General features: G+C 70.2%; 7 protein-coding genes. 5 read left to right on the top strand and 2 right to left on the bottom strand.

All coding sequences use genetic code 11. The features are described 5' to 3' along the window. Window positions 1–109: 109 nt before the first annotated feature. The 5 genes from PSQ21_RS37470 to PSQ21_RS37450 all read left to right on the top strand — a co-directional run bounded on the left by PSQ21_RS37470 (window position 110) and on the right by PSQ21_RS37450 (window position 9,016). Window positions 110–622, top strand: coding sequence for an HNH endonuclease (locus PSQ21_RS37470; RefSeq protein WP_274036690.1), 513 nt, complete (start codon window positions 110–112; stop codon window positions 620–622). Window positions 623–1,563: 941 nt separating this feature from the next. Beyond that, the gene (mobF, locus tag PSQ21_RS37465; RefSeq protein ID WP_274036747.1) at window positions 1,564–6,621 is read left to right on the top strand and encodes a MobF family relaxase; all 5,058 of its coding nucleotides are present in this window, start codon (window positions 1,564–1,566) and stop codon (window positions 6,619–6,621) included. A gap of 78 nt (window positions 6,622–6,699) precedes the next feature. Then, entirely contained in the window at window positions 6,700–7,140 is a 441-nt protein-coding gene (locus tag PSQ21_RS37460) for a hypothetical protein (RefSeq protein ID WP_274036746.1), read from the top strand. A 137-nt stretch (window positions 7,141–7,277) separates the two neighbouring features. After that, window positions 7,278–7,922, top strand: a complete 645-nt coding sequence (locus PSQ21_RS37455; protein ID WP_274036745.1) for a plasmid partition protein — start codon at window positions 7,278–7,280, stop codon at window positions 7,920–7,922. Further along, window positions 7,919–9,016: a hypothetical protein gene (locus tag PSQ21_RS37450; RefSeq protein ID WP_274036744.1), complete on the top strand. Its 1,098-nt coding sequence runs from the start codon at window positions 7,919–7,921 to the stop codon at window positions 9,014–9,016. Before PSQ21_RS37455 ends, PSQ21_RS37450 begins: the two co-directional genes overlap by 4 nt. A gap of 72 nt (window positions 9,017–9,088) precedes the next feature. Here the strand turns inward: PSQ21_RS37450 and PSQ21_RS37445 are convergent, their stop codons facing one another. Further along, a complete protein-coding gene (locus tag PSQ21_RS37445; protein ID WP_274036743.1) occupies window positions 9,089–9,760 on the bottom strand; it encodes a hypothetical protein in 672 nt (223 codons plus the stop codon). Beyond that, window positions 9,760–12,051, bottom strand: a complete 2,292-nt coding sequence (locus PSQ21_RS37440; protein WP_274036742.1) for a TraM recognition domain-containing protein — start codon at window positions 12,049–12,051, stop codon at window positions 9,760–9,762. Before PSQ21_RS37440 ends, PSQ21_RS37445 begins: the two co-directional genes overlap by 1 nt. Window positions 12,052–12,217 lie beyond the last annotated feature (166 nt).

The raw sequence follows: 12,217 nt of genomic DNA, 5'->3' as shown, positions 1-12,217 counted from the left end.
GACGCACTCACCAGGACCCGAAGAGCGGCAGGCTCACCACCCCGACGCTCACCAGCTCACTGGTGAGCGTCCCCACCCGGTCCTGCTCGAAGGTGGTGACGAAGTCGCTTTGTCGTCACCGGCCACGGTGGGGTGGGAACGGCTGCTGGCCGATGGTGAGACCGTCGCCCGCTACTGGAGCCACGTCCTGCGGCGCGGCCCGGACGACTGCTGGTGGTGGACCGGCGGACTGACCGACACCGCCCACGGCACCTACCGCGCCGGGTCGCACACCACCAGCACGAGCAGGGTCGTCCCCGCCCACTTGTTCGGCTACCGGCTCGCCCACGGGCACGACTCGATCCCCGCCGGCCACGTCGTCCGCCACACCTGCGACGAGCCGCCGTGCCAGCAGCCGCGCCACTGGATACTCGGTACGAGGGGCGACAACAACCGCGACGCCGCAGCTCGGAGGCGGTTGGCGGGACACGCGCTGGCCGACGTACGGGGTGCGGTCGGTCGGGCGCGGGCGGTCCAGGCCGCCATCGCCGCGGCCGACGGCCCGGAGGAGATCGAGGCCGCCATCGCCGCCGCGCTCGACGCGGGCAACCCCAGCGGAGCCCGGCAGAATCCGCTCTTCTGACCGACCGCTCACCACCGGCCCCGGACATCCGTCCGGGGCCGGTCGCGTTGGGGAAGGGTGGGGAGCACGGCTCACCGGTGACGGATTTGCGTGTCGCGCAGCGTCTCCCCACTCACCAGCCGAGGCCCCCGCGGACTCCTCGCCGCAGCGGTGAGCGTCACCACCGTCCGCCGCCGAGACTCCCCCGCCGACTGGTGAGGATCACCGCCCGCCATCGTTCCGCCGCCCCGAACCCGCGCCGTCGCTCACCACCGGCCGACAGCCCGGGGATCACCACCGGGGTGGTGAAGAAGGGTGGGGACTGGTGACCGTGGCCGCCTCCCCAGGTGGTGAGCGTTCCCACCCCCGCGTCCGTACGCGGCGCGCTCGACCCGCCGTGTTCGTCACGCTCCGTCGACCGGTGAGCGGGTGGAGCGGTGAGGCACCCGGCCGCCGCGCGAGCGCGCCGGCCGGGTGGGGTGGTTGCACGGCGCGGTCCGCCCTCGCGTCCGGCCCTTGGTAACAGTCGACCCCCGTGCGGGTGTCCGCACGGGGGTCGATGACGTCGAGCCCGACCGTAGCGCACGGGCGCGGCCGGTGGCCAGCGTGCACGCCCCGTTCCGGCGACGGCAGCCCGGTGGGCCCTCCCCCAGCGCGCCCCAGGTGGTGGGCGCAGCCCTCAGCCGCCGAGCGGCACATTTCGGTACAACCCGCGCGCAGCGCCAAGCCCGCCGCAGCAGGCCGGAAGATCATCAGCAGGAGCCAGGACGGCCCCCATCCCACCGTTGCACGACCCTTTTTGACCCCCCGCAGGAGCAGGTAATCGGACCCCCTTTCTTCCCTTGATCAATTAGACCGACAGCAGACCGTAGAACTAGATGCACCAACCACAAACCCTCACACCTATGCATCACGATCCAATGGGTGTTAATGATCTTGAAAATCGCCTACTCTGAGTCGCGATGCTTTCAATCTCCGCAGGTTCAGACCCCGCCTACCTCACCCGTGAGGTAGCGGCTGGTGCTGAGCACTACTACGCCCGGAGCGTGGACCTGCAGGGGGAACCGCCCGGCTACTGGCTCGGTGACGGCGCGGCCGAGCTGGGCCTGGAGGGAACGGTCGACAACGAGGTCTTCACGGACCTCTACAAGGACTGGATCGACCCCCGTAAGCGCGACGAGATGTACGAGCGTCTCGCGGCGATCCCCCACGAGGAGGGCACGCCGGCGTACGCCAAGGCCGAGAAGCAGATCCGCAAGGACGCCCGGCTGGGGAACGCCCCGAAGAACTACGAGAAGAGCTTCCAGAAGCGGTTCGAGGCCGCCCTGAGCGACGCCCAGGCCAAGACGCCGGGGGTCGACCTGACCCCTGAGCGGGTCAAGGCGATCGAGCTGGACACCCGGAAGCACTCACCGTCAGCGACGCTGTACTACGACCTGACGTTCAGCGCGCCGAAGAGCTGGAGCGTCTACCACGCGAGCCTGCAGGTGAAGGCCGCAGAATGCCGCAAGGCCGGTGACCTGGAAGGCGCCGAGCAGTACGCCGCGAAGGCGGACCGCGTTTGGGACGCCTGGAAGGTCGGCGTGAAGGCCGGTCTGGAGCACATGCAGGAGGAGGCCGGCTACACCCGGCTGGGCCACCACGGGAAGAAGGTCGAGGGCCGCTCGACCGGCCGCTACGTCAAGGGTGAGGGCTTCATCGTCTCCGCCTGGGCGCAGCACACGAGCCGCGACGACGACCCGCAGCTCCACGTTCACGCCACGGTCCTGAACAAGATCAAGGCTGTTGAGATCGACCCGGTGACCGGCGAGGAGCGCGTGACCTGGGGATCGGTCGACGGGCACGGCCTGTGGGTCCACAAGCAGGCCGTGGGCCACCTCGCCGAGCGGATCGCCGAGCAGGAGCTGGAGCGCACGGAAGGCGTGCGGTTCGCGACCCGCCCGGACGGTAAGGCCCGCGAGATCGTCGGCATCGACCAGGACCTGCGCGACGGGTTCTCCTCCCGTCGCGTCGCCATCAAGGCCGAGGTCGCAGAGGTCGCGAAGGCGTACGAGGAGCGGTACGGCACCGCCCCCTCCCCCTACGTGCTGGCCCGGATGTCCGAGGACGTCACGCTGCAGCAGCGTCAGGCGAAGAAGCACGACGCCGTCACCCGCGACCAGCTGCTCGACCGTTGGGAGGCGTTCAGCCAGGAGCGGTTCCGCGACTCGCTGGCCAACGTCCCCGACCAGGTCGAGCACGAGTCCGCGCTGCACGACCTGCACCGCCCCTACAAGGAGTTCGACCCCGAGCGCATCCAGCAGCGCGCCATCGCCGCAGTTCAGGAGCAGAAGGCGACGTGGCGCCGCCCGGATCTGATCGTCGAGCTGAACCGCCAGCTGCCGGACACGCTGGGCGGCATGGAGGCCCACGAGGTCCGCGACCTGCTCAACCGGCTCGCGGATGAGGCGCTGGACCCGACCAACGACAACGGCGTGGTCTGCGCGACCGCCCCGCACCTGGTCGAGATCCCCGTCGAGCTGCAGCGCGAGGACGGGTCCTTCGTCTACGAGCCGGCCGACAACAACGTGAACCGGTTCGCGACCGAACGCCACATCGCGACCGAGGAGCGGATGCGCACCTTCGCGGGCGAGCGCGGCGGGCCCACGGTGCCCAGCGAGCTGGTCGAGGAAGTCATCGCCCGGCGCGGGCTCAAGGGCAAGCAGGCCGATTTCGTCCGCAGCGCGGCGACGTCCGGCCGCAAGCTCGACCTGCTGATCGGCCCGGCCGGCGCGGGCAAGTCCTACACCCTCGCCGCTCTGACCGAGGTGTGGGAGGCCCACGAAGGCCGCCAGGTCATCGGGCTGGCCAGTGGTGAGCGCGCCGCCCAGGTCCTCGCCGACGAGGGCCTGACCAACGTCGCCAACATCTCCATGCTGCTCAAGAAGCACGACGACATGGCCGCCGGGAAGCACGTACCCGACGCGGACAAGTACCGGATCGCCCCCGGCACCCTGGTCATCGTCGACGAGGCGGGCATGACCAACACCCCGGACCTGGACCGCGTCCGTGCCCTGGTCGAGTCGTACGGCGCCAAGATGATCGGCTCCGGCGACCACCACCAGCTCACGGCCGTCGGCGCGGGCGGGATGTTCGGCCAGCTCGCCGAGGAGATGCCCGGGGTCCACACGCTCGAAGAGGTCCGCCGCTTCCGCGACATCGACCCCGTCACCGGCGAGTCGAAGGTCCGCGAGTGGGAGGCCAAGGCATCGCTGCAGCTGCGCGAGGGCGACAGCGAGGCGCTGGCCCAGTACGAGCTTCACGGCCGTCTGCGCGGCGGTGAAGCCGAGGCGATGAAGGAGCGCGCCTACCAGGGATGGGTCACCGACCAGCTGGCCGGGCGTAACCCGCTGCTGGTCGCGCCGGACAACGAGACGGCCGCCGAACTCTCCGCCCGCGCCCGCGCCGACCTGGTCCGCGCCGGCCTGGTCGAGGAGGACGGCGTCGCCCTGCGCACCGGGCAGCAGTACGGCGTCGAGACCAAGGCCGGCCGCGGCGACGTCATCCAGATGCGCCGCAACGACCGGAAGATCGAGGGCGAGAGCGGCCAGTTCGCCACCAACCGGCTGACCGCCACGGTCACCGGGATCAGCGACAACGGCTCCCTGATGGTCCAGCTGGAAGACGGCTCGCGGATGCACCTCCCCGCGGCCTACGTCCAGACGCACGTCGAGCTGGGATACGCCAGCACCGTGCACGGCGCGCAGGGCCGCACCGTCGGGCCCTGCCACTCGCTGGTCGACGAGCAGACCACCCGCGAGGCCCTGTACGTCAGCCTCACCCGAGGCCAGGACGGGAACTGGGCCTACGTCATCACCCACCGGGACGGCGACGGGATCAAGGACGAGGACGTCCCGCACTACCTCTCGACGCTGGACCAGACCTTGCAACGGTCCGGCTCGCAGCAGACCGCCACCCAGGCCATCGCGGGCGAGCTGGAGCGCCGCGAGCACCTCGCCGCCATCCAGCCGGCATGGGCCGGGGTCAAGGACCAGCACGCCGAGACCCGGTACGGCAAGGCACTGCTCGACGCGCTGGGCCCGGAGGACTACGCCCGCGTCAGCAGCGGCGAAGCGTACGGCTCCCTGATGCGGCTGGCCCGCACGGTCGAGGAGCGCGGGTTCGACGCCGAGGACCTGCTGGTGCGCACCGCCCGCTCGCGCGAGCTGGACACGGCCGACGACGCTAGCAAGGCCATGCACCACCGCCTCAAGAACGCCTACAACCTGGTCGAGCGGGACCAGATCCGAGCGGAGAAGGCCGAGCAGCGCGAAGCCCTCGCCGCCCAGGAGCAGAGGGTCGACACCGCCATCGAGACCGGGCAGGCGACCGCCACCCCGGAGGAGCTCAAGCAGCTGCTCGACGCTGCGGACGAGGCCGCCCGGGTCCACCCGCACCAGGACGAACTGCTGCAGCAGACCCTCGCCACCCAGATGGGCACCGAGGTCCTGGGCGCCGCCTCCGACGAGGAGACCCGCCAGCAGCAGGAGACGGCCGCCATCGAGGCCGCGACCGCCGAGCCCCTCGACCAGGACCAGCTGCAGCAGCTGGTCGACAGTCCCGCACCCGAGTTGGACCCACAGGCCAACGACATGCTCAACACAGAGCTGCTGCTGCGCCAGTCCTTCGCCTTCCAGACCGAGACGGAGGTCCTGCACGCGGGTCAGGACAACGAGGTCAAGCAGCGCCAGGCCGCCGAGCGCGAGGCACAGATGGAGGCCATGGACTCCTACCGCGCCCGTACGCCGGACCTCGACGGCGACCTGGGCCGGTTCATGGGCGAGTGGGCCGACCTGATGGACCAGCGCACCGAGCGGCTGGGCCAGCGTGTCGCCGAGGAGCAGCCGCAATGGGCGCTCGACCGGTTGGGCCCGGTCCCCGAGGACCCGACCGAGCGCGCCGACTGGGAGCTGCGCGCCGGCCGTGTCGAGCGGTACCGCGAGGCGCACTCCTTCGACAAGGAAGCCGACGCCATCGGCCAGGCCCCGCCGGACGGCGCCGTCGAGGCGCGCGCGGACTGGGAGCGGGCCCGCCGCGCCCTTGGTGTGCCGGACGAGCTGGCCGACATCTCCCGCGCGAGCGAGGAGAACCTGCGCCAGTCCGTCGAGCGTGCCGAGCGCGAGGAGGAGTGGGCGCCGCCGTACGTCGCCGACGACATGCAGAAGTCGTTCAAGGCGTCGCGTGACTACGAGGACCAGGCCGTGCAGATGGAGCTGCGTGCTCAGGAGATGGCGGACAAGGAGGTCGCCGAGCACGAGGAGCGCATCAACAAGGCCCTGGACGAGGTCTCGAAGGCGACCGGCTACAACGAGCACCAGCAGGCCCTCGCCCAGTCGATGGCGCTGCAGCAGGTGCCCACGCTCCAGGCGAACATCGAGCCCAGCGAGCTGGTCCGCGACACCCTCGACCGGGCCGAGACCAGCCGGGACATCGCGGAGACGATGGGCGACCGCGCGCGCCAGTACCAGGAGGTCCACGAGACCCGGGAGAAGTGGTTCGCCGAGACGCAGCAGGTACGCGAAGAGGCCGACTACGCCCGGATCGAGCTGGAGCGCCGTAACCCCGTCGTCGAGCCGGAGACCGCCGAGCCGGAGACCGAGGCGGCCCCGGCCGCCGCGCCGAGCCCGCAGCCGTCGGCCGAGCAGGAGCTGATGGCCGCGATGGAGCAGGCCCGCCAGGCGCAGCAGATCCTCGAACAGCGCGCCCAGGAGCGGGAGCAGGAAGCCCAGCGGGAGCGCGAGGCGCAGCCCAAGACCGAAGAGGTCGACCGCGAGCGCCGCGACTCCGGCATGGACTTCGAGGCCGAGTACGAGCGGCTGGGCCGGGAACTGGCCGGGTACGACCACGGCCAGGACCTCGACGTCGAGCCCGCGGGTAGCAGCCCGGCCGCACCCGAGCCGGAACCTGCCCCGGCCCCCGCGCCGGCACCGGAGCCGCCCGCGCCCGCTGCTCCGGACATCGACATCGACATCGAGATGTAGGCCACGGGCCAGCGGCCAACCCGCTGGCCCGCCTCATTTCCTGGCCCTGTGTCACAGGAGGCCGCTACCTTGACGAACATGGCCGAGACATCGTGGTGGAACCAGGGCGGCCCGCAGCCGCCGGCCCCTCCGACGCAGGCGCCCGCGGCGCAGGACCTGCCGCCGCGCGTCGTGCGCTCTCGCAGCGCGCTGGAGAAACTCCGCGACGACGCGCTGGCCTCGCAGCCGCTGGAGCCGGGCGACGTCCGGATGATTTGGGTATCCCCCGAGGGTGTGGCGAGCGCGCTGGAGGCCATCATCCACACCACCCGGTGGCTGCTCGGTGAGCGCGAGTGGGCCCCGATCTCCCGGGAGCTGTACCCGTACCCGGACCTGCCGGTCCCGCTGATCCGTACGCACGCCGAGGACGCGATCTTCGGCTACAAGTGGACGGACACGTCCGAGTGGTACGCCGGCGGCGTGAAGCGCACCGTGCAGTGGGCGACGTCGAGCGCCGAGGAGCGCCCCATCTTCGAGTGAGGGCCCGCCCCCCTGACCGTCCCGCAGTGTCAGCCCGTCCCGGCCGGGGCGGGCTTTCGCGCGTCAAGCGGGCGTTATGGGGATGGAAGCAGGCGTCCGTGATGTGTTGATCTCGGCGATGCCCATAGGCTCGCGCCATGCTCATCGTGAATGCCAGTCCCCGAACCGCGGGAAAGACGACGGACACCGCCTGGCTCGGGCACGCCCTCCAGGAGCACGGGTTCGACGTCGAGGGGTTCGACGCGGACCACAGCAAGCAGTTCTGGGACTGGTCGAAGGCCGGGAAGTTCTCGTTCCCCGTCCACCTCAAAGCGAGCGCCCGCTTCCACGACGAGGTCGAGCTTCCCCCCAAGAAGATCAGCCTGGTGGACTGCGGACACAGCGAGAACCACCCCGCGATCACCGACAGCCTGTTCAAGGTCGCGGACCTGGTGATCCTGCACATGTCCCCCACCCGGGCGGACTGGCTGCGCGTCGAGAAGCCGCCGGAGGCCACCCCGTTCAAGGACATCGTCCTGCGCAGCGCCGTCTTCCGCGCCGACAAGAAGCCGCCCACCACATGGGTACTGCTCAACCGGTGTTCTCCCAGCAGCAAACGCCACGAGGGCATGACGAAGTACTACGCGGAGCGCATGGAGCGCAAGGACTGGAACGTGTTCAACACGGTCATCCCGAATGTGGGTCTGTACGCGCAGAGCATGAACTTCCCGATCTCCGGGGCGAAGGACACGCACTTCGGGGACCTGGTCGTCGAGATGAAGGAGAGAGGGCTGCTGCCGTGAGCGTCAACTACAAGAAGCTCATGGAGGAAGAGGAGCGGGCCGAACGGGAGCGGCTGGAGGCGGAGGCCGCCGCACCGGAGCCGGAAGCGGAAGAAGCACCCGAGGCCGAGGCCGCCGAGCTGGCCATCCCCTCGCCCGGGGGTGAGCCCGACCCGGTGTTGCCGGTCGTCCCGGAGGAGCCCTACCGGCCCCAGCCCTTCACCCAGGACCTGCTGCCCGAGCCCAAGGAGATCGAGGCCGAGGGCGACCTGACACCGGAGGAAGTCGACGAGCTGGGCCACTGCGAGGCCGCGTTCGGCAACGCCAACAAGGCCGAGTGGATGAAGTGGAAGGCGGCGCACGCCGTCCGCTCCCGGCGCCTGTACCGGCAGGACGGGCGGACGTGGCCGGACTACTGCCAGGACAGGTTCGGCGACAGCGAGTCCGAGGTGAACCGGCGGATTCAGCAGTGGCCGCTGCTCAAGGCCATCACCGATCAGCAGAGCCTGCCCCGCTCGATTCCCGACTCCCATGTGCAGCGGCTGCTGCCCATGGTCAAGCAGCACGGCCAGGACCTGACCGCCCGCGCGTACGTGGCACTGCGGGTGTGGGCCGCTGAGCGCCGCCACCGGGTCACCGCCGAAGTGGTCGGCGAACTGGTCGGGCTGGCTCAGGCCGCCGAGCCGCCGGCACTGACGACGGCGAACACCTTCCAGCTGGCGATCGAGCCGAAGCCCAAGCCCAAACGGTCGAGCAGCGGGAAGACGGAGCACGCCCCCGAGGCACCGGCCCCGGAGCCAGCCGAGCCCGGAGGCCACCCAAATTTGGGTGACTCCGCCCCGGGCGCGGACTCGGAGAGTGCGGCCGAGGACGAGCACCAGGAGCCGGAGCCCGAAAGCGCAGCCGCGGCGCCCGGGGCCGACGATCAGCGAGAGGCCAGCGCCGACCCGCTCACCGAGCAGGCGTCCCGCGCGAGTGACGTCCTCGACGGAATGCGCATCGGGTTCACGGACGGGCAGCTGCTGCGGCACGCCCGCACGGACACGCTCAAGGCCATCATGGAGACGGCGCTGGCCATCGCAGAGGCCGCCGAAGACGTTCTCAAGGACCGGTAGGCGGAACGGCACACGCAGAGGGGGAGTCACCCAAATTTGGGTGACTCCCCCTTCTACTGCAGCTGGGCCCGATCAGTCGGCAGGGTCCTTCTTGCTGCGCTTCTTCTCCGGGTCCGGGCGCCGCTCGATGTCCCGGTCCATCCACTCCAGCAGGCCGCTGTCGGCGAAATCGTCGAGCGAGTCGTCCGCCGGAATGACGTGCAGCGGGTCACGCAGCTTCTCCGGGTCAACGTAGCCGCATTCCGCCAGCTCCTTCTTCATGAAGGTCAGGACGGCCGGCCACCACCTGACGTGCCACTCGGCGGCCCGGGTCGGCGGTGCCGTCTTCTCATACGCCCAGTGCCAGTAGGCGCACAGCCACGTCAGCTGGAATTTCAGCTCCGTGTGGCGGTACCAGCACGGCCTCCAGGCGTCCGGGGCGTAGACGGGCAGCAGCACCTTGCTGCACCAGGTGTTGAGCCAGTCCCACAGTTCCCGGCACTGCTCCTTGTCGAGGTTCGTCCAGTCCGGGGCGGTACCCGGCCCCTCCGGCTCTTCCTCTTCCGCCTTGGCCTGCAGCTTCTGGACTGCTTCGGTGACGTCGCCGAGCACCTTCCGCAGTCCGGCGATGGCATCGCCGTACTCCGCACCCTCCACCGCCTCCAGGCGTCCGGCGAGGTCCTCCAGCCCGGCGCTGAGAGTGGTTCGGGTCTCGGAGAGGTCCCGGGCCAGCGCGAGGAGCATGTCCCCCGGCTCCAGCTTCATCAGAAGGCCCCCAGGTCGTCCGCGTCACGCCGACGCCGGGTCGACCGGGTCGGGCCGGCCGAGCCGGTCGGCTTGTTGGGTCCGGCCGTGCCGGTGTCACGCAGCTGCTCGGGCTCCGCCTTCGCCGTGGGCTCCTCGACCGGCGTCGGCTGCTCCGGCACCAGGTGCGCGGTCGGCTCGAACGAGGGCATCTCCGGCAGCGGCTGCGCCACGGTCGGCTCGATGACCTCGCCGGGCACGACCCGCAGGTGGTCACGCGGCCCGGGGAACCCGCCGGTGCTCCAGCCGCTGGCCGCCGGGTCCGACGTCCACGGGCTGGCCTCCGCCGCCGGGACGGGCGGCGCCCAGGGTTCCTCGGGCTGCGGGCCCCACACGTCCGGGACCGGAGCGTCCACCCACGGGCTGGCTTCCGGGGCCGCCGGCACCGTCGCGAGCTTGCGCTTGCGGGCCTTGAGTTCGGCCTTGGCCGCCCTCTTGTTGTCCCGGACCACGTTCTTGACGTCCTTGCGGTCCCACACCGGGGTGTAGGTGGCGATGACCGGACCCCCGATGTACTTGCGGAACATCAGGATCTGTCCCGGGTCGAGATACATGATGTCGGAGATCGTCATGGTCGGCTTCTCCACCCATGTGTAGCTGGAAGAGCGGTTCGAGGTGCCGTTCACGCCCCCCGAGTTCGACTCCGACTGACTCTCCTGCTTGACCCGCTTCGTGCCGGTGAGCTTGGAGAGGTCCTCCAGGTGCTCGACGTTGCTCAGGCCGCCGAGGATGAGCTTGATGCAGTTCTCCCAGATGGTCTGGTAGGCGTACTTCCCGTACCGCTCGTAGATCTGCGCCGGGGACTGGAACACGGCGTGGATCGTGATGCCGATGCCGCGGCTGTCAGCGGTCCACCGCTGGAGCGGCACGCTGCAGATCAGCGCCGCCTCATCCAGCACGAACGTCATCGGCGGGTCCAGCCGGCCGCCGCGCGAGCGGGACGCCATCGTCCGCGCCCCCGCGTACACCTCGCTGGTCAGGCAGGTGAACAGCGGGCCCATGCCGCCGACGTCGCTGTCGTTGCCGAGCATGTAGAGCGTGTCCCGCGAGCGAAGGTACGCGTCCGTGTCGAACTGCGCGCCGGGCCGGTGGGCGGACAGGATCACCTGCTGGATGTCCGGGGAGTCGAGGAACATGAAGGTCTGGGAGAGCGTGCCGAACACGTTCTCCAGGGTCGTCGTCTTGCCGTCGACCTTCTGCTGCTGCTCCAGGTCGTCCTGCCAGCCGGGGGGTGCGATGTCCGAGTGCTTCTCGAAAATCTTGATCGCTTCGTAGCGGTGCGGCTGCTTGGACCACCGGGCCACGTCCATCAGGGTCAGCCCTTCGACGTCGGCAGCCCACAAGAACGCCTTGAGCACCCGGTAGGAGCTGGAGGTCCAGAAGTTCCGGTTCTCCATGCCCTTGGTGGCGTCGGAGCCCTCCAGCAGGGACTTGGCCCGCCGCTTGGAGCGCTCGATGCCGAGCTTCGGGTCGGAGCAGCCGATCACCGGGTCCCAGGCAATGTTCGACTGCCGGTCGGCCAGGCCCTCCGGGTTCCAGATCAGGATGTTGCCCACCCGGGCCCGGATGGCTTCGGTCAGCTCGACGATGTCGTACTTCGTGCTGGTCGCCAGGACCGCCCCCACCGCGTCCAGCAGCCAGTTGCCCAGCTTGGCCGTCTTGCCCGCACCCATCGGCGCGAGCATCAGGGACGACTCCTCGATCGCCGCGTACAGGTGCAGGCCGGTCTTGCGGTCGCGTCCGATGTAGAAGCCGACCGCGTTGGTCGGCACCTTCCGGGCGGGAACGTCCTTGAGGCTGGGCCGAAGGATCTTGCGCTTCTTGACCAGCGGGCCGCGGGTCATCTGCTTCTTGAGCCGCTTCCTGTCGGCGAAGCCGTCGGTCTCGCGGCCGAAGTCCACGTTCGTCTTCACGTACATGTAGCCCGCGCCGGCCAGACCGACCGTCAGCCCGGTCGCCAGGAGCGGCTGTGCGGAGAACACGCTGCCGACGCCGTCGGCCAGGCCGCCGAGGATCGTGCCGACGATGTCGCCCGCGTCGTCGCCGGAGGGGTTGGTGGGGGCGACCTCCCCGGCCGCGAGGAACGTGGTGGGAACGGCGAGGGCCGTGACCCTCACGCCCGTGCCGCGCCAGATGGGTGTCTCGCTGAACAGCGGGCTCTGCGGGGCCTGCTGCTGGGATTCGGTCGCCTCCGCGGAGTCGTCCGAGGACGTCGAGTCGGTGTGGATGCTGGCCTTACTGTTGTCGTTCACGAAGGTCTCCTCCTTCGTCGGGGCCCCGGTGCTGTAGCCGCCAAGCTCAGATAGCACCGGGGCCACTCCTGTCTGTATACGTCTCTGCACTGACAAGCGCGGCATGGTTATTGCCGATCGTTACGGACCTACTGCGCGCGGTTGCGCAGCTTCCCGCCGGGCGGGA

This window comes from Streptomyces sp. MMBL 11-1 (assembly GCF_028622875.1).
Taxonomy (GTDB): domain Bacteria; phylum Actinomycetota; class Actinomycetes; order Streptomycetales; family Streptomycetaceae; genus Streptomyces.
Note: the sequence above shows the minus strand (reverse complement) of the source record. Positions and strands in the feature narration are given on the sequence as shown.

Excerpts from the sequence above, each read along its gene's own strand:
- mobF (WP_274036747.1), top strand. The coding sequence starts at position 1,564 with ATGCTTTCAATCTCCGCAGGTTCAGACCCCGCCTACCTCACCCGTGAG.
- PSQ21_RS37460 (WP_274036746.1), top strand. The coding sequence starts at position 6,700 with ATGGCCGAGACATCGTGGTGGAACCAGGGCGGCCCGCAGCCGCCGGCC.
- PSQ21_RS37455 (WP_274036745.1), top strand. The coding sequence starts at position 7,278 with ATGCTCATCGTGAATGCCAGTCCCCGAACCGCGGGAAAGACGACGGAC.
- PSQ21_RS37445 (WP_274036743.1), bottom strand. The coding sequence starts at position 9,760 with ATGAAGCTGGAGCCGGGGGACATGCTCCTCGCGCTGGCCCGGGACCTC.